Below are 17,940 nucleotides of genomic sequence, written 5' to 3'. Positions count from 1 at the left end.
GTCGTGTCCTCAGGTTGCGGGAATCCAGCGGGCGCGGGCGGCCAGCCGCCCGAGACCGGTGTCGAGGGCGTAGCCGATCCCTCCGATCAGCAGGACGAGGGCGGCGAGCCGGTCGTAGGAGAGGGTGTCGCGGGCGTCGTTGATGGCGTAGCCGAGCCCGCTCGTGACCCCGAGATACTCGGCCGGCACCAGCACGATCCAGGCAACACCCAGCGCGAGCCGCAGGCCGGTCAGGATGTCCTGCAGCACCGCCGGGACGACGACGGCGCGCAGAGCTGCGAACCGGCCGGCGCCGAGGTTGCGCGCCATGGCGAGCCAGATCGGATCGACCCGCTTCACGCCCGCCGCGGTGGCAAACAGGATCGGCCAGATCGCGGCGGCGGCGATCAGGAAGACGATGGCCCCGTCCCAGCTCGGGAAGGCGAGCACCGCCACCGGCATCCAGGCCAGCGGCGAGATCATCCGCAGGAGCTGGAACGGCGGCTGCAGGATGCGCTCGGCGAGCGGCACCGAGCCGACGAGGAGCCCGAGCGGCGCGCCGAGCCCGAACGCCACCGCGAGGCCCTGGCCGATCCGGGCGAGACTCGGCGCGGCGGCCCGCCATGCTTCGCCGGAGGTCAGAAGTTCGGCGAAGGAGGCCAGCGCAGGCCCCGGCGCGAAGCCGGCAAAGGCGGCGTAGGCCGGCACGCTCTCCAGAACCAGCCCGCCCGCGAACCACAGGGCGAGCAGCCCCGCAAGGCCGACGAGCGGGGCCAGCCGGTCGAGGGCCGAGGCACCAAACCGGGCACCGATCCCGGCCCGGCTCGGCGCCGGGGCCGCGACCTCGCGCTCGACGGCGAGCGCCGCCTCGATCGCGCCCCCGCTCACAGGCTCAGGGTCTCCTGGCGGGTGAGCGCGGCCTCGTCCGCCGCCCCCGGCCATTCAGGGTAGCGTTTGAGCGAGGCCCGAACGAATCGGTCGTCCACGAGGTCGCGGGCGACGAAATCCGGGTCGAGCCCTTTGAGGAAGCCGGCATCGCCCTCGACCACGGTGTTGCCCATCGCCTCGACGATCAGCTTGGTGGCCGACGGGTAGGGCCAGGGCTGGAAGTCGATGCGTTGCGCCGCCCAGTCGCGGTGGCGGATCGCGCCGCTCGCCTCGTAGGCCGGGCCGTAATCGGTGGTGGCCTTGATGACGACGTCGGCCGGCATCGGCAGGTAGCCGCGCCCCTCCTTCGAGATCAGCCGGGCGACCTCCTCGCGGTTCTTCACGCAATAGGCCTGCGCCCGCACGATGGCATCGACCGCCTTGCCGGCCCATTCCGGCTTGGCGGCGATCTGGCCCTCATGCGCGACCACGACGCAGCAGGGATGGTTCTTCCAGATGTCGCCGGTGAAGCGCAGCATCCGCGCGCCGGCCTTGATCTCGCCGAGCGCGTTGAACGGCTCGGCGACGATGTAGCCGTCGATCTTGCCCGCCGCGAGCGCCGCCGGCATCTCGGGCGGCGCCAGGATCTGAAGCGCGCATTCGTTCGGCCCGGCATCCCCCCGGATCACCGGCGTGACGCCGGATTCGCGCAGGGCGTATTGCAGCACGACGTTGTGCATCGAGTACCAGTAGGGCACCGCGACGCGCTTGCCTGCCAGCCCCTTGAAGTCCTCGATCCCGCTCTTGCCCCCGACAACGATGCCCGAGCCGTTGGTGTGGGCCCAGGCCAGGATCTTGACTGGGAACTTGTTGTTGTAGCGCATCCAGACCGGGATGGGCTTCAAGAGGTGGGCGAGGTTGAACTTGCCCGCGGCAAACCCCTCCACCAGCGCCGACCACGAGCGCACCGGCGTCGGCTCGGCGACCTTCAGGCCGGCTTCCTCGAAGTAGCCCTTGGCATGGGCCACCAGAAGCGCGGTCGCGTCGGTGATCGGCAGGTAACCGATGCGCACGGTGTCGTCCTCCGCGGCGTGCACCGCGGGGCCGGACAGGGCGAGCCCGCCGCCGCCGAGCAGGGCGGCGAGACCGCCGCGGGCGAGCGCGTCGAGGGTGTTGCGGCGCGTCCAGTCGGCGCGTGCCCATTCGTGAGTCCAGAGGGCGGAGAGGTCGTCGGGGGCGCTCATCGTGAGGTCTCGGTGAGGGAAATCAGGCGGCACGGCTGGTCACGCCGGACGCGTCGCGGGCCAGGGAACCGAGACGGCGGCGCAATTCGGCCTGCGCGTCGTCACCGAGGGCGAAGTCCGCGGCGATGCGGGCCGGGCGCCCGTCGAGCACCACGGCGCGGGCTGCCAGCGCCGCGACGTCGGCGAGGTCGTGGGTGACGACGATCAGCGTCAGGTCGCGGGCGCGGGCGAGCCGCAGCACGTCGGCCCGAAGCGACGCGCGCATCTCGGGATCGAGCGCCGAGAACGGCTCGTCGAGGAGCAGGATCGACGGCTCGCTCGCCAGCGCGCGGGCGAGCGCCACCCGCTGCTGCTGACCACCCGAAAGCTGGTGCGGCTTGGCGCCCGCGCGCTCGCCGAGGCCGAGATCGTCGAGGAGGCGGCGCGCATCCGCCTCGCAGGCCGCACGGTCGCGGGCGAGGCGCCCCGAGAGGCGGGCGGGCAGCAGCACGTTGTCGCGCACGCTCGCCCAGGGCAGCAGGGCCGGGCGCTGGAACATCACCGTGCAGCCCGGCACCGGCCCGCGCGCGGGCGTGCCGTCGAGCCGCACGGTGCCGGCGGAGGGCGCGACGAGCCCGGCCATGATCTGCAGGAGAGTCGATTTTCCGACGCCGGAGCGGCCGAGGATGCCGATGCGCTCGCCCGCCGCGATTTCGAGATCGATACGGTCGAGCACCGGACTCGGGCCGTAGCGGTAGGCGACGGCCGCGAGGGCGAGACGGGGGAGGGGACGCGACATCGAACCTGAAATTGAACCTGAACAAGTCGGGCAGGACCGGCCTTGAGGGCCGGCCGTGCGGCAGAGCGGCGCCCGTCAAAATGACCGACCAGACCTCCCAAGATCAATGAATGTAATATTCAAATATTGACACGAATTAGCATCATCGTTCTCCAAGAATCAGCCGACGCGAGAGGATTATTCCTCCTTGTCATCCGTCCGGGCCTCGATTGGTTCTACGGCGCGTCGGCGCCGATCCCTGGGCCGCAAGGCCTCTCGGGGCTGACATCGTCCGGAGCCCATTCCCTTCGCCACTCCGATGCAACGTGGAAGCGTTTTTCTTCGCCGCCCGACGATCCACACGTGCCTTCAACGGTACCGATACGTCTCCGTCCCCCTTTTCGGCGCAAAGGGGGAAATGTTGTCCCAGCATCGCGCTCAAAAATGGCAATCGCTTTTATTGACGCGCTAGTGTTCATTGTCGAATATCGCCTCACATTCGGCGAGCATCAAACGAAGACAAGCAGATCTTCGTCGGGCTCTCGATGACGCGCCGGTCAGGCGGGCGGATCGACATCCTGCCCGGACCGGCTGCCCCGCCGAGGTCCCGCATTCCGCGGGCCGACGCTTCTCCTCCCGATCCGCCTCACGTGCCTGCGTCCGCGCTGGTCCGATGCCCCCTGCGCGACTGCCTGAAGACGAGTCCGATGCCGAACGTCCTGTCCCCGCCGGCCCGCCTCCTGCTCCTAGGCGCCGGCCTCGCCTGTGCCCTGCCGCTCATCGAGACGCCCGCCCTGGCGCAATCGCCGAGCGCGGTGGAGAGCTTCACCGGGGAGGCCGGTCCCCGCACCAACCCGGAGGCGATCGGCGTCGCGCCGGACGGAAAGGTGAAGTGGCACGGGCCGCTGGCGCCCTACGCCGCCTCGCTGGCGCTCGCTGGATTGAGCTTCGATGTCAACGTCTACGACTTCTTCTTTTCGAACCCGAGCGCGGGCCTGCGGCCCGGACAACTCTCGAATTCGGCCTATTACCTGCTGAGCCTCGATGCGGATCTCGACAAGTTGGCGGGTATACCCGGCGGCTGGTTCCACATCACCCAGACCTTCTTCGGCCTGCGCTGGAACAACCGCAACATGGGCGCCGACATCGGCGATACCACGATCGGTTACCAGCCGACCTTCAACCGCGATTTCGCCCGCCTCTCGATCCTCACCTACGAGCAGCGGCTGCTCGACGACCGCCTCGCCATCGAGATCGGGCGCACCCATCCGAACCGCTACTACGCGCTGCCACCCTGCCAATCGAGCGTGAGCTGCTTCCAGGACATCTTGCAGATCAATGCCGGGCTCAGCTCGCCGCTCTACGGTGTCTGGGGCGCCAACGTCGCCTACAAGACCTCTCCGAACGACTACATCCAGGCCGGCGCCTTCGCGGTGACGGGCCGCGCCAACTTCACCTCCGGCTGGGATTTCGGCCACGAACCGCTCAACGGCGTCGTCACGCTCGCGGAGATCGGCCACGCCACCACCTTCGTCACCGATCCCTATCCGAGTCGCGTGGCGCTGACCGGCTTCTACAATACAGCCGACCACGAGGATAACCTCAGGACGGTCTTCGGCACCTCGAAGGGGCTCAATCCCGGCGATCCGGTGCGGCTGCGCTCCGGCACCTCCGGCGTGATCCTCACCGGCTCGCAGGTCGTGTGGCGCGCCGACGGCGGGGCGGAGGCGGGCAACCTCAACCCGACCTCGATCCAGGCCTATACCAGCCTCGCCTACGCGCCCGACCCGACGGTGCCGATCCGCTGGAGCGCGTTTGCCGGCCTCACGCTGCAAGCGCCCGACCAGAGCCGGCCGCTCGACCGCTACGGCGTCAAGGTCAACTGGCAGCGCATCTCCGCCGACTACGCGCAGTTCCTCTCCGATGCGAACTTCATCTCCGGCGGCAGCGGTGAACTCTATTCCCGCGACAAGCTGATCTTCGAAGCCAACGCGCATCTGGCGCTCGGCAAGGGCATCTTCTTCGAGCCGGTGGTCCAGTACCTCGTCAACGGCAATTCCTACTGGAACCCCTTCACCCCCAACCGCACCAAGGACGGCTTCTACGTCGGCGCCACCCTGATCGTGCCGCTCGGCCAGTTGCTCGGCCTCGCGCCGGGCTGAGCCCCCGCCGAGCCTTCCTGCCGCGCCGCCCCCTCAACGGACGAAGCCTCATGACGCGCCAAATTCGCTTCAACGCCTTCGACATGAACTGTGTCGGGCACCAGTCGCCGGGTCTGTGGGCCCATCCGCGCGACCGCTCGTGGCAGTACAAGGACCTCGAATACTGGCAGGATCTCGCCCGCACCCTCGAACGCGGGATCTTCGACGGGATCTTCATCGCCGACGTCGTCGGCTACTATGATGTCTACAAGGGTTCGAACTGGCACGCCCTGCATCAGGCGGCGCAGATCCCGGTCAACGATCCGCTCCAGCTCGCCGCTCCGATCGCGCTGGCCACAGAACATCTCGGCATCGGCATCACCGCCTCGACCTCGTTCGAGCACCCCTACACCTTCGCCCGCCGCCTCTCGACTGCGGATCACCATACCAAGGGCCGCGTCGGCTGGAACATCGTCACCTCGTATCTCGAGAGCGGCGCCAAGAACGTCGGCCAGTCGGGGCTCGCGCACCACGACAACCGCTACGAGGTCGCCGCCGAATACGTCGAAGTGCTCTACAAGCTGTTCGAGGGCAGCTGGGAACCTGGCGCCGTCCTGCGCGACCGCGAGCGGCGGATCTTCACCGATCCGTCGAAGGTGCACGAGATCGACCATCGCGGCCGGCACTTCACCGTACCGGGCTACCATCTCTGCGAGCCGTCGCCCCAGCGCACCCCAGTGCTCTACCAAGCCGGCGCCTCCGGGCCCGGCAAGGCTTTTGCGGCGGGCCATGCCGAGTGCGTGTTCGTCGGCGCGCCGCTCAAATCCATGCTCAAGGCCTATGTCGCGGATGTCCGGGCAAAAGCCGTCGCCGCCGGCCGCTCCGCCCGCGACGTGCTGATCTACAACCTCACCACAATCATCGTCGCCGAAACCGACGAGGCCGCGCAGAAGAAGTTCGAGGAATACCAAACCTATACGTCGTATGACGGCGCGCTGGTGTTCATGTCGGGCTGGAGCGGGATCGATTTCGGCCAGTACGCGCCGACCGATCTGGTGAAGAAGGTCGAGACCAACGCCATCGTCTCGATGGTCGAGAGCTTCTCCTCGGCCGAGAAGCCCTGGTCGATCGCGGAGCTCGCCCGCTGGGGCGGCATCGGCGGGATCGGGCCGGTCTTCGTCGGCTCGCCCTCGACGGTGGCCGACATCCTCCAGCAATGGGTCGAGGAGACCGACGTCGACGGCTTCAACCTCGCCTACGCGGTGACGCCGGAGACCTTCGAGGATGCGGTCAACCTGCTGGTGCCCGAACTCCAGCGCCGCGGCGTCTACCCGAAGGCCTACCGCCCCGGAACCTTGCGCGAAAAACTGTTCGGGCGCGGGCCCCTCCTGCCGGAGACGCACCCGGCCCACGGCTACCGCGACATCGAGGCGGTGAAGGCCCGCGAGGCAAACCGCCTCGAAGCGGCGGAGTGAGAGCGATGGCCGACCCGATCCTCGAACTCTCCGACGTCTCGCTCTCGTTCAAGGGGCTCAAGGCGATCAACGCCCTGAGTTTCTCGGTCGAGCGCGGCGAGATCTGCGCCCTCATCGGCCCCAACGGGGCGGGCAAGTCCTCGGCGCTCAACATCCTCAACGGCGTCTACCGGGCCGATTCCGGCCATGTCGCCTTCGAGGGGAAGCGTCTGCGCTCGATCCGGCCGGGGGCTGCGGCGCGGCGCGGGATCGGGCGCACCTTCCAGCATGCGGCCCTGTTCTCGGGCCTCAGCGTCCTCGACAACGTGCTGGCAGGGCTCGCGCGCCACAGCCGCACCACCCTGATCGAGCACGCGCTGGGCTTGCCCCGCGATGCAGCCGAGATGCGCCGCTTCCGGGAGGCGGCGGAGGAGACGCTGAGTTTCCTCGAACTCAGCGCCTACCGCGACCGCATCGTCGCCACGCTCCCCTACGGCATCCAGAAGCGGGTCGATCTCGCCCGCGCGCTGGTGGCGCGGCCCACGCTGCTGCTGCTCGACGAACCGATGGCCGGCATGAACGGCGAGGAGAAGCGCACGATCGCCCGCTTCATCGCGGCGGCGCGCGACAGCCTCGGCACCACCGTCGTGCTGATCGAGCACGATATCGGCGTCGTCATGAGCCTGTCGGACCACGTCGTGGTGCTCGATTACGGCCGCAAGGTCGGCGACGGCCCACCCGAGGCGATCCGCAACGACCCGGCCGTGATCGCGGCCTATCTCGGCAAGCCGCATTGAGGGCCGATCCATGAGCTTCTTTCTGGAAACGCTCGCGGGCGGCCTGCTCGCCGGCGTGATGTACGCCCTCGTCGCGATCGGCTTCGTGCTGATCTACAAGGCGTCCGGCGTGTTCAACTTCGCGCAAGGGGCGATGGTGCTCTGCGCCGCGCTCACCTTCGTGACGCTCACCGAACGCGACGTGCCGTTCTGGCTCGCCGGCCTGATCACGCTGGCGATCATGGTGACGCTGGCGGTCGCCGTCGAGCGGGTGGTGCTGCGGCCCCTCGTGAACCGCTCGCAGATCACGCTGTTCATGGCGACGCTCGGCCTGTCCTACGTGATCGAGGGCGGCTCGCAGCTCGTGATGGGCGCCAGCGTCCACGAGCTCGACCTCGGCATCAGCGACCTGCCGGTGGCGATCGGCCCGGTCCAGCTCAGCTCCTTCGATCTCGTGGCGGCCCTGACCGCGGGCGCACTGGTGCTCGCCCTGTGGCTGTTCTTCGAGCGCACCCGGATCGGCGTCTCGCTGCGGGCGGTGGCCGACGACCCGCAGGCCGCGCTCTCCATCGGCATCCGGCTGCCCGTGCTCTGGGCCGCGGTCTGGGCGGTCGCCGGCTTCGTGGCGCTGGTGGCAGGCCTGCTCTGGGGCGCGCGCCAGGGCGTGCAGTTCTCCCTCACCTTCGTGGTGCTCAAGGCGCTCCCAGTGCTCATCATCGGCGGCTTCACCTCGATCACCGGCGCCGTCGTCGGCGGCCTCATCGTCGGCGCGGCCGACGCGCTCGCCGAGATCTATCTCGGGCCGCTGCTCGGCGGCTCCGTCTCCACCTGGTTCGCCTACGGGCTCGCCGTCGCCTTCCTGCTGGTGCGCCCGGCCGGATTGTTCGGCGAACGCGCCATCGAGAGAGTCTGACGCCATGCCCCCCGCCCTCGCTGCCGCCCTCGCGCCGGGCCGGCGCCTCACGCTGCCCTCTCTGCCCCTGCGCGGCGCCGGCCTTGCTCTCCTCCTCGGCCTCGCCTTCGTGGCGATCCCGCTCACCGCCACCGATTACTGGTACAACGCGATCCTGATCCCGTTCCTGATCATGGCGCTCGCCGGGCTCGGCCTGAACCTGACCATGGGCTATGCGGGCCAAGCCTCGCTCGGCACCGGCGCCTTCATGGCGGTGGGGGCCTACGCCACTTACAACCTGCTGCTGCGCCTGCCCGAGCTGCCGCTGCCGGTCAGCCTTGTCGGCGGTGGGCTCATCGCCGGATCGGTCGGGCTCGTCGTCGGCCTGCCGTCACTCCGCATCAAGGGATTCTACCTGATCGCGCCGACGCTGGCGGCGCAGTTCCTGATCGAGTGGGTCTTCAATCAGGTCGGCTGGTTCTCGAACTACGCCTCGTCCAGCGCGATCTCGGCGCCCCGGCTCGTGTTCCTCGGCCACGACCTGTCGAGCCCGGCCGGACGCTACGCCCTCACGCTGACCAGCGTCACCGTCGTCACGGTGCTGGCGTGGCGTCTCGTCGGAAGCCAGACCGGCCGCAACTGGCGCGCAGTGCGCGACGGCGAGACCGCGGCGGCCGTCATCGGCGTGCCGGTGGCGCGGGCCAAGCTCTCGGCCTTCTTCGTCGGCGCCGCGGTGAGCGGTGTCGCCGGCGCTCTGTGGGCGTTCGCCTATCTCGGCACGGTCGATGCCCGCAGCTTCGATCTCGACCGCTCGTTCCAGGCGATGTTCATCATCATCATCGGGGGCTTGAGCAGCCTGTCGGGCAGCTTCATCGGCGCGGCCTTCATCGTCCTGACCCCGATCCTGCTGACCCATCTGTCGAACGCCGTGCTCGGCGGCAGCCTCGATGGCGGGCAGGTCTCGAACCTCCAACGCATCCTCTTCGGCGCGCTCATCATCGGCTTCCTGATCAAGGAGCCGAACGGGCTGGCCGCGCTGCTCGGCCGGCTGCGCCGCCCCGCCCGCTGATTCCCTCCCTCGAAGCTCTCCCGGAGAACCGAACGATGTCCCGCCTGTCCCGCGCCCTGCGCGCCGTTGCCCTCGCCGCGAGCCTGACCGCCGCGCCCAACCTCGTGCCCACCGCCTCCGCGCAAGAATCCGGTGCTCAAGCGGCCAAGCAGTACATCCCCCTCGCCACCTACCGGGTCGGCGCCTACGCTTCGTCCGGGACGCCGGTCTGGGGCGGGACCATCGACTACCTGCGCTACCTCAACGAGGTCGAGGGCGGGATCAACGGCGTCAAGCTGACCTGGGAGGAGTGCGAGACCGAGTGGGCGGTCGAGAAGGGCGTCGAGTGCTACGAGCGGCTGAAGGGCGGCCGTGACGGCTCGCCGGTGCCGCTGTTCCTGCCGCACGGCGACCCGATCACCAAGGCGCTCACGGAAAAGTCCGCCGCCGACAAGATCCCGCTGCTCACCACCGGCTACGGCCGCACCGAGGCGATCGACGGGCGCGTCTTCCCCTACAGCTTCACCGCTTTGTTCAGTTTCTGGAGCGAGGCGTCCTCGGCAGTGAACTACATCGCCGAGCAGGTCGGGGGTAAGGACAAGCTCAAGGGTCTCAAGATCGCGACCGTCTACCACGACTCTCCCTACGGCAAGGAGACGCAAGTCCCGCTCGACCTACTGGCCAAGACCTACGGCTTCGAGAACATCCAGATCGCGGTGCCGCATCCCGGCAACGACCAGTCGGCGCAATGGGCCCGCATCCGCCAGATCAAGCCGGACTGGGTGTTTCTGCGCGGCTGGGGCGTGATGACCCCGGTGGCGATCAAGACGGCGGCCAAGACGGGTTTCCCCGTCGATCACATCATCGGCGGCATCTGGTCGGGCTCCGAGGAGGACGTGCGGCCGGCCGGCAGCGTCGGCAAGGGCTATCTCGCCATCACCCCGTTCCCCGCCGGGGCCGAGTTCGGCATCCTGAAGAAAATCAAGGTGGCGATCATCGATCAGGGCAAGAGCGACCTGAAGGATCTCAAGAGCTTCGGTTCGGTCTACTACAATTCCGGTGTGATCGAGACGATCATCGCCGTCGAGGCAATCCGCACGGCGCAAGCACGCTTCGGCAAGCGCCCCCTCAACGGCGAGGAGACGCAGTGGGGCCTCGAACACCTCGTGCTCGACGAGGCCCGCCTGAAGGAACTCGGCGCGGACGGCCTCGTCCAGCCGCTCCGCCTCTCGATCAAGGACCACGAGGGCGGCGGTGCCGGCAAGGTGCTGCAATGGGACGGCGCGAAGTGGAACATCGTCAGCAACGGCTGGGTCAAGTCCGACCGTGAACTGCTCCTGCCCGTCATCTACGAGCGCGCGGCGGCCTATGCCCGGGAGAAGGGCATCACGCCCCGCTCCGAGGACACGGCGGAGGCGAGCGCGAAATGAGCGCGCCCTTCCTCGACGTCGAATCCATCGAGGCGGTTTACGGCGCCTCGATCCTGGGCTTGCGCGACGTGTCGCTCAGCGTCGCCAAGGGGGAGATCGTCGCGCTGATCGGCCCCAACGGCGCCGGCAAGACCACGACCCTGCGGGCGATCTCGAACCTGCTCGGCGCACAACGCGGCCATGTGCGGCGCGGCGCCATCCGCTGGCAGGGCGAGGCGACCGGGCGGCTCGACCCGGCCGACCTCGTCGCCCGCGGCATCGTGCAGGTGCTGGAGGGCCGCCACGTCTTCGGCCAGCTCACGGTGGAAGAGAACCTGCTGACGGGCGGCTACCTCCGCCGCCCGAGCCGGCGGCAACTCGCTGAAGATCTGGAGCGGATCTACGCGTGGTTCCCGCGCCTGAAGCAGCGGCGCGGGGCGAAAGCCGGCCTCACCTCCGGCGGCGAGCAGCAGATGGTGGCGATCGGGCGCGCCCTGATGACCCACCCGACCCTGCTGCTCCTCGACGAGCCCTCCATGGGGCTCGCGCCGATCATCGTCGCCGAGATCTTCGAGATCGTCGCCCGGCTCAACCGCGAGGAGGGCGTGAGCGTCCTCGTCGCCGAGCAGAACGCCAACCTCGTGCTCGAGGTCGCCCACCGCGCCGTCGTGCTCGAGAGCGGGCGCGTGGTGGCCTCCGGCTCCAGCGCGGAACTCGCCGCGAGCGGGCGGCTCGGCGCGCTCTACCTCGGCGGCGGCGAGGCCGGGACCCGGCACTGATGTTTTGCACCCGCACCGAACGAGACAGCCGATGAGCGAACCCGAAGCCACCTCATGGACCTCTCCTTGGGCTGCCTGGGGCACGCCCCCGAGCCCGCGCTACGAGGGCCTCGCCGCGCGCTTCCGGCCGATCTTTGCCCGCATCCGCGAGGGGGCGCTTGCGCGTGAAGGTAAGCGCGATCTGCCCTACACGGCGATCGGGTGGCTGCGCGAAGCCCGCTTCGGCGCCCTGCGGGTGCCGGAGGAGGAGGGTGGCTTCGGCGCGAGCCTGCCCGACCTGTTCGGGCTGCTGACCGAACTGGCGGAGGCCGATTCCAACCTGCCGCAGGCCCTACGCAACCATTTCGGCTTTGCCGAGGACACCGTCGGCAGTCCAGCGGGGGAGCGCCGGGCGCACTGGATCGAACGCCTCGCGGCCGGCGACCTGTTCGGCGGGGCGTGGTCCGAGACCGGGACCGCCACGGTCGGCACTTTCGAGACCCGCATCCATCGCAGCGGCGCGGGGTGGGGGCTGACGGGCAAGAAATACTACACCACGGGCTCGCTCTTCGCCGACTGGATCGACGTCGTCGGCACCGGCGAGGCGGGGGAGGAGACCTCGGTGGTGGTGCCGGCCAAGGCGCCGGGTGTCGAGATCCTCGACGATTGGGACGGGTTCGGCCAGCGGCTCACGGCCAGCGGCACCGCCCTGTTCGAGGACGCCCCCGCCGTCGGCGATCCGCTGCCGACCGCGGATCGCTTCCCCTACGGCCCGGCCTTCTTCCAGGCGGTGCATCTGGCCACCCTCACCGGCATCGCCCGGGCGGCGGCGGGCGAGGTCGCTCGCGCCGTGCGCGAGCGCGCGCGCACCTATTCCCACGCCGCCGGGGCGCGCCCCAGCGCCGACCCGCAGGTGCTTCAGGTCGTGGGCCGGGTGCACGGCCTCGCCTATGCCGCCGGTGCGATCAACGGGCAGGCGGCGCAGGCCGTGCAGCGCGCCTACGAGGCGCGCGTCGCCGACCTGCCCGAGGAAGAGGCGCACGCGATCAACGTCGCCGCGGAGATCGAGCTGGCCCAGGCCCAGAGCGTGCTGACCGGCCTCGTGCTGGATGCCGGCACGATCCTGTTCGACGCGCTCGGCGCCTCGGCCACGCGCCGCGGCCTCGCGCTCGACCGCCACTGGCGCAACGCCCGCACGATCGCCTCGCACAATCCGCGCATCTTCAAGGACCGCGTCGTCGGCGATTACGCCGTCAACGGCACCGAGCCGCCGTTCCAGTGGAAGATCGGGCGCGTGCCGGAGAGCCGCGGCTGAGAGCGTGGCTGGGGCCCTGGCCGGGAGTGGTGCTCGCGCTCCGGCAGCGTCGCGAGGAAGTGAGCCCTACGCGGTCGGCCGGAGCTTGCAAAAGCCTCCGCACTGACTCTAACCCACCGCAACCTCACCGGGTCAAAGTCGGTGGTCGTGGGTATGCCGGAGAGGGTTTTGCGCCGGATCGAGCCTGGGCCGGCAAGCCGCCGCGGCTCCGGCGTCCGGCCCTCGCACTGAAGCCGAGACGCACAGAATACATGTCGAAGACGGGTGGTTCCGCGCCGAGCGAAGGAACGGACGAGAGAGCGGCCGGCCACGGCACCCTCGATCCACTTCCGCCGGAGCCGTCGCAATTCCGGCGCTTCCTCCCCGACATCGCGCATCGCACGAGCGGTGAGATCCTGATCCATCCCGATTTCGCGCGGATGCGACCGCGTTACGTCGCCATCACGATGGCGTGCTACGAGATCGCGAACTTCCCCGGGGGATGGCAGAGCGCGGCCTATCGGGTCGCCACGATCAGCGCGATCGTCTGCCTCCATGCGGCCTGGGATCCGGCGGACCGGGCGACGTGGCCGACGCTCGCGCGGCTCAAGGAGGCGGGAGCGTCCTTCGGACTCTCGAGTCCTCGGCAAATCGATGATCTCATCGCCCGCCTCGTCGAGACCGATCACGTCGTTCTGGAGCGTCCCACTGCCGACGGCCGGCTGCGGCTGCTGGTGCCGACGGACAAACTCCTGGCCTGGGATCGGGCCTTGCTGTCCTCCTATTACAGCGTGCTGCAGGAGCTCTATCCGGAACCCGGATACGGTCTCGCCGTGTCCCGCGACCCGGCCTTCCATCTGGCTCACCGCCGCGTCTCGGTCGGCATGTTCGACGTCATCGGTCGGTTCCTCGCACAGAACGGCGACATCCTCCCGTTCCTCCAGATGTATCAAGGCTTCCATGTCCTGGCGCGGGTGATCCTGCTGAAGGAGGCGGACGCGCAGGCCGCCATCCGCGAGAGCGACTTTTCCGACATCGTCGCGCGGTTCGGGGTGTCCCGGTCGCATGTCCGCAACATCCTGGCGGCAGCGGAGACCGGCGGCCTCCTCACCTCGGCCGGCCGGAGCCTGAAACATCTCGCCCCAACAGCCCGCGGCTTGGCGGCCGTGGACCGCTTCATCGCCGACACCCTGTCCTCCCACGACATGACCTATCGCATGGCGCTGGCGAGCCGGGAGGCGGAACCGGCCCGGCCAGCGGGAACAGCCTCCTGATCCGATGGCGCCTCCCGCTCGCCGCTTGCACCGGTCGAGACGAAACGGGCCGGCTCCCCGAGGAAGCCGGCCCGTCCCTGTCGTCTCGATGCGCGCCGGGCGCGGATCGCGTTACCGCAGGAGCTGCAGGATGCCCTGCTGCGACTGGTTGGCCAGCGACAGCGCCGAGATCGCCAGCGAGTTGCGGGTCGAGAGCGCCTGGGAGTTGGCCGCCTCCTCGTTGAGGTCGGCGCTGGTCAGGTTGGCAGCCCCCGTATCGAGCACGTTAATGATCTGCTTGGTGAAGTCCTGCCGGTTCTGCACCACCGCGAGGTTCGAGCCGAGCGCGGCCGCGCGCGACTGGAGTTGGCTACCGGCGCTGTTGATCTGATCGACGATCTTCTTGATGGCGCTACTCTCCTGGAAGTTGGTCTGGCCCACCGCCGAGAGGCCGAGGCTGGCCGCGTTGGTGGCGCTGCCCTGGACCTTGAGCGAGGACGAGCCCTTCTCGTTGAAGTTGATCGTGAGGTTGTCGCCCGACAGCAGGTTCACGCCGTTGAACCCGGCATCCGAGGCGAGCTGGTCCATTTGCTTGAGCAGGTCGTTGTAGGTCTGCACGAGGTTGTTGCGGGCGTTGAGGCCGTCGCCGCCGAGATTGGCCGCCGCCGTACCGGTGGTGAACGGGTTGCCGGCGCCATTGGCGATGATCGACAGGTTCTGGGCGCCGACGTCGTTGGAGGTGGTGATCGAGATCTTGCCGGTCAGCGAGTCGATCGTCGCCTGGGCGTTGGCGGGGGCCAGCGCCTCGTTGAGTTGGGCCAGCGTCGAGACCTGCCCCGGCGCGTTTCCAAACGTGATGGTGGCCGTGTTCATGGCCGTGCCGCTGCCGACCTGAACGGTCAGCGACTTGCCCGCGAGCGCACTCTGCGAGCCCGGCTTGCCGCCGCCCGCCGCGAAGTTCGTCGCCGTGAAGCCGAGATTGGCGACCTTCGACGTGGCGGTCGAACCGTCACCGAGCTGCACCGCGGTGTTCGAGTCGGCGGCGGTGAAGCTGAACTTGTTGGCCGCCGCGTCGTAGCTCGCGGTCACCGAGCCGTTGGTCGCCGCGCCGACCTTCTGGACGAGCGAGCCGATCGTGTCGGTCGCCGTCAGGTTCACGGTCTGGCCGTTGACCGAGAAGCTGTCGCCGCCCTGGAAGCCCAGGGTCGAGATCAGCGTGGTCTGGCCCGGATCGAAGGTGCCGGCAACCGAGGCTTCGGTGCTGGCGAGCCCCAGCGTGTTGTGCTCCGAGCCCTTGATCGTGAAGGCGTAGCCGTCGGCACTCCCCTTGAACGTCAGCTTGGTACCGGCGGTGTCCTTGTCCGCAGTGACGCCGGTGACCGAACTTTTCGCGTTGATGGTGGCGATTGCCTGATCGAGCGTGGCGGAGGCCGCAATCTCGATGGCGGTGCCGTTCACCGTCACGGTCTGAGCCGCGCCCTGGTTGTTGTTGACCTGCTGCGTGATGCCCGAGAACCCGGAGGAGGCGGCGTTGCTCGACTGCACGGTGAAGGCCGCGCCGTCGGACTTGCCGGTGAGCTTAATCCTGCCGGCATTGTCGGGATCGATGCCGGCGCCGACGCCCGTGGCCGTGGCGCCGGTATTGGCGTCATTGATGGCGGTGATCACCGCCGCCTGGCTCGCACCGGCCGCGATGGTGATGTCCTTGCCGTTGATCGTCAGCGTCTGGGCGGTGGGCGCCACGCCGTTTTCCACGGTCTGCTTGCTGGTCGAGAAGCCGAGCGTGTTGTTCGCACCGCCCTGGACCGTAAAGGCCGCACCCGAGTTCGCACCCTTGAGCACGATCTTGCCGTCCGCCGAGCTCGAGGCGGTGACGCCGGTGGTGGACGACTGATCGTTGATCGCCTTGAGGGCGCCGGCCAGGACCGAGGCCGCACTGTCGCCGGCATTCCCGCCGCTGATGGTGATGCTGGTCGTACTGGTGGTGCTGGGGCTTCCGATGGTCAGCGTCTGGGTCTTCGCCTCAGTCCGGGCCGCGGTCAGCGCCGTCGCCGAGAAGCCTGCACCGTCACCGGTGATGCTCAGCGCATCGCCGTTGCTCTTGCCGGTGATCTTGATCTTGTTCGTCGAGTCGATCGCGGCCGTGATCCCGGCCGCGCTACCCGCGGTGTTGATCTTCGAGATCGCCGTCTCGAGCGTGTCGTTCGCGGCGAGGCTGACCGAGATGTTCGTCGTCGTGCTGCCCGTGGATGCGATCGCGATCGTCACGGCGGCGCTCGTCGGCGTGTAGGCGCCGCCCGTCACCGTGCCGGCGACCGCGTTGGCCGGGCCGGTGAAGGCGCTGGCGCCGCTCGCCGCGGCGGGCGTTCCCGTCGGCGTATAGGCGCCGCTCACCGTCGCCGCGAGGCTCGTGCTCGTCGGCGTCGCCGAGAAGCCGCTGGAGGCCGGGTTGGAGGAGGCGACGGTGAAGGCCGAGCCGTCGGACTTGCCGGTGAGCAGCAGGCGGGTGGCGTCGGCGGGATCCTTGGCAGCACTCACGCCGGTGGTGCCGGTCTGGCGGTTGATCGCCGTGACGGCATCGTCGATGGAGCCGCCGCCCGCGATGGTGATCTGCGTACCGCCGATTGTCAGCGTCTGGCTCGCCGCCGCGGCGCCGTTGCCGGTCGTCGTCGGACTCGAAGCGAAGCCGAGGCTGTTGCCGGCCTCGCCGGTCACCGTGAAGTTCGAGCCGTCAGCCTTGCCCGTCAGCGCCAACCGTGAGGTGCCGCCCACCGTCTCGATGCTGGCGGTGACGCCGGTTGCGGTGGTTTTGGCATTGATCGCGTCGACGGCGGCCTTCGTCACGTCGGCAGCCGTCGCGCCGGCACTCCCCCCCGCGATGGTGATCAGCTCGCCGTTGATCGTCAGCTTCTGGCTCGCCGCCGCGACGTTGCCGCTCGACGCAGCGCTCGTGCCCGTGGTGAAGCCGGTCTCCGAGGTTCCCTGCGCCGTGGTCTTGACCGAGAAGGCGGAGCCGTCGGCCTTGCCGGTGAACGAGAGCTTGCCGCTATCGTTCTTGGCCGTGATCCCGAGGCTGCCAAGCTGGCCATTGAGCTTGGTCACGGCGGCGTCGACGGTGTCGCCGACCGCCAGGCTGATACTGGTGGTGGTGGTGCTCGTGGGGCTGGTGGCGTACGTCACCTCGATCGTTGCGGCCGAGGTGAGCGTCGTGAAAGCGGTGCCCGTCGCCGTACCGGCGACGGCGTTGGCCGGTGTCGAGAAGGTCGAGGTGCCCGTCGCCTTGGCGAGGCTCGGCGTGGTCGCGGCGAAGGTCGCGCCGCGCATCGTCGCCGGGGCGGCGGTCGGCTTGTAATCGACGCTGCCGGTCACCGTCGCCGGCACCGCGGCGCTCGGCTGACCGTTGGTGAGCGTGCCGATCGCCTTGTCGGAGAGCGCCGCGGTCGGGCCGGTGGACAACAGATTGGCGGCGGTCGCCCCCGAGAGCCCCGTCGAGACCGAGGCGGCCTTGGAGGTAAAGGCACTGGTGGCGGCCAGCGCCTGCTGCGCCGTCGACTTGAGCTGGCTCGTGAGATTCTGGAGCTTGGAAAGACCCGTATTGGCCGCCTGGATGGTCTGGACGCCGTTCGAGATGCCGTCGAGCAGAGACGACAGCTCGGTCGAGCGCGACGACAGGTTGCTGGCAGTGAAGAAGTTGATCGGGTTGTCGAGGGCCGAGTTGACCTTCTTGCCCGTCGAGAGCCGGCTCTGCGTCGTCGCGAGCAGGCTCGCCGTGTCCTGAAGCGAGAGCAGGTTCTGCCGCGTCGCGGCCGAGAGCGTGATGCTGGAAGACATGGGGCGACTCGATCCTCGGGGAGCCGACGTGTCGGCGGTGAGGGGATGAAGCGCCCGACGCAATTGATGAGGATCTAAGTATTTTTGCCAGATACCGCCGATTATGTCTCAATATGTCTCAGGATAGTAGAGTATAGTCTCAAAGTTATATCGTGTATCAAAGCATATCTCAAAAGTCGCACTCCGTCTCAAATGCGGCGCCGACGCCGCCATCCGGCATTTGCCGGCCGTGCCGCG

13 protein-coding genes are annotated in these 17,940 nt (G+C 68.9%); 9 read left to right on the top strand and 4 right to left on the bottom strand.

Going from position 1 to position 17,940, the window contains the following annotated elements:
* Positions 1-9: 9 nt before the first annotated feature.
* Genes J2W78_RS11710 through J2W78_RS11700 form a run of 3 tightly spaced genes read right to left on the bottom strand, consistent with a single transcriptional unit; the run spans position 10 to position 2,868 of the window.
* On the bottom strand, positions 10-867 hold the full coding sequence (locus J2W78_RS11710) for an ABC transporter permease (RefSeq protein WP_253370616.1): 858 nt from the start codon (positions 865-867) through the stop codon (positions 10-12).
* Positions 864-2,090, bottom strand: a complete 1,227-nt coding sequence (locus J2W78_RS11705; RefSeq protein ID WP_253370614.1) for an ABC transporter substrate-binding protein — start codon at positions 2,088-2,090, stop codon at positions 864-866. The genes J2W78_RS11710 and J2W78_RS11705 overlap by 4 nt, the downstream gene beginning before the upstream one ends.
* Before the next feature lie 22 nt (positions 2,091-2,112).
* Positions 2,113-2,868, bottom strand: a complete 756-nt coding sequence (locus tag J2W78_RS11700) for an ABC transporter ATP-binding protein (RefSeq protein WP_253370612.1) — start codon at positions 2,866-2,868, stop codon at positions 2,113-2,115.
* Between the two features lie 686 nt (positions 2,869-3,554).
* On the opposite strand from J2W78_RS11700, the gene J2W78_RS11695 reads away from it, so the two are divergent.
* The 9 genes from J2W78_RS11695 to J2W78_RS11655 all read left to right on the top strand — a co-directional run bounded on the left by J2W78_RS11695 (position 3,555) and on the right by J2W78_RS11655 (position 13,893).
* Positions 3,555-5,009, top strand: a complete 1,455-nt coding sequence (locus tag J2W78_RS11695; RefSeq protein WP_253370610.1) for a carbohydrate porin — start codon at positions 3,555-3,557, stop codon at positions 5,007-5,009.
* Positions 5,010-5,059: 50 nt separating this feature from the next.
* Entirely contained in the window at positions 5,060-6,463 is a 1,404-nt protein-coding gene (locus tag J2W78_RS11690) for an LLM class flavin-dependent oxidoreductase (protein ID WP_253370608.1), read from the top strand.
* Positions 6,464-6,468: 5 nt separating this feature from the next.
* Positions 6,469-7,239, top strand: a complete 771-nt coding sequence (locus tag J2W78_RS11685) for an ABC transporter ATP-binding protein (protein ID WP_253370606.1) — start codon at positions 6,469-6,471, stop codon at positions 7,237-7,239.
* 10 nt (positions 7,240-7,249) lie between these two features.
* Positions 7,250-8,131, top strand: coding sequence for a branched-chain amino acid ABC transporter permease (locus J2W78_RS11680; RefSeq protein ID WP_253370604.1), 882 nt, complete (start codon positions 7,250-7,252; stop codon positions 8,129-8,131).
* Positions 8,132-8,135: 4 nt separating this feature from the next.
* Complete coding sequence (locus J2W78_RS11675) at positions 8,136-9,179, top strand: branched-chain amino acid ABC transporter permease (protein WP_253370602.1); 1,044 nt, start codon at positions 8,136-8,138, stop codon at positions 9,177-9,179.
* Positions 9,180-9,214: 35 nt separating this feature from the next.
* Complete coding sequence (locus tag J2W78_RS11670; protein WP_253370600.1) at positions 9,215-10,588, top strand: ABC transporter substrate-binding protein; 1,374 nt, start codon at positions 9,215-9,217, stop codon at positions 10,586-10,588.
* Positions 10,585-11,346 (top strand): ABC transporter ATP-binding protein, encoded by a 762-nt coding sequence (locus tag J2W78_RS11665; RefSeq protein ID WP_253370598.1) that lies wholly within the window; start codon positions 10,585-10,587, stop codon positions 11,344-11,346. Before J2W78_RS11670 ends, J2W78_RS11665 begins: the two co-directional genes overlap by 4 nt.
* A 31-nt stretch (positions 11,347-11,377) precedes the next feature.
* A complete protein-coding gene (locus tag J2W78_RS11660) occupies positions 11,378-12,640 on the top strand; it encodes a monooxygenase (protein ID WP_253370596.1) in 1,263 nt (420 codons plus the stop codon).
* A 251-nt stretch (positions 12,641-12,891) separates the two neighbouring features.
* Positions 12,892-13,893 carry a hypothetical protein gene (locus J2W78_RS11655; RefSeq protein WP_253370594.1) on the top strand — a complete coding sequence of 334 codons (1,002 nt, stop codon included), beginning with the start codon at positions 12,892-12,894 and terminating at the stop codon, positions 13,891-13,893.
* 111 nt (positions 13,894-14,004) lie between these two features.
* Here the strand turns inward: J2W78_RS11655 and J2W78_RS11650 are convergent, their stop codons facing one another.
* The gene (locus J2W78_RS11650) at positions 14,005-17,703 is read right to left on the bottom strand and encodes a flagellin hook IN motif-containing protein (protein ID WP_253370592.1); all 3,699 of its coding nucleotides are present in this window, start codon (positions 17,701-17,703) and stop codon (positions 14,005-14,007) included.
* Positions 17,704-17,940: the final 237 nt, after the last annotated feature.

Origin of the sequence: Methylorubrum extorquens, from assembly GCF_024169925.1 — a bacterium.
Lineage (GTDB): Bacteria > Pseudomonadota > Alphaproteobacteria > Rhizobiales > Beijerinckiaceae > Methylobacterium > Methylobacterium extorquens_A.
This window is presented reverse-complemented; position numbering and strand designations above follow the sequence as displayed.